Origin of the sequence: Salegentibacter maritimus (assembly GCF_016236915.1) — a bacterium.
GTDB lineage: Bacteria > Bacteroidota > Bacteroidia > Flavobacteriales > Flavobacteriaceae > Salegentibacter > Salegentibacter maritimus.
On the sequence record NZ_JAEHOK010000082.1, the window covers coordinates 1 to 221 of the forward strand.

At 43.9% G+C, this 221-nt stretch carries 1 protein-coding gene; it reads right to left on the reverse strand.

What is annotated here, in order from left to right; translation table 11 throughout:
- Positions 1 to 218: HYR-like domain-containing protein (locus I6U49_RS17350; protein ID WP_455431175.1), on the reverse strand; the 218-nt coding region annotated here is incomplete at its 3' end.
- Positions 219 to 221: the final 3 nt, after the last annotated feature.

Here is a 221-nt window from a genome sequence, read left to right on the forward strand (position 1 = left end):
GTTGGGTCTGTCGTATCGTTAACAGTAATTTCCTGTGTTACATTGATGGAGTTCCCGGCATCATCTGTTACGCTATAGGTTCTAGTGATGATTTCAGGATTGCTATTGCCATCGCTAACATCAGAAACAAAAGCGACAGTTGGATTGGCAGTACAATTATCTGCTTCATCGGTGACCACCGTAATGTCCGGCTCAGGTACATCCGCAATACATTGCACATT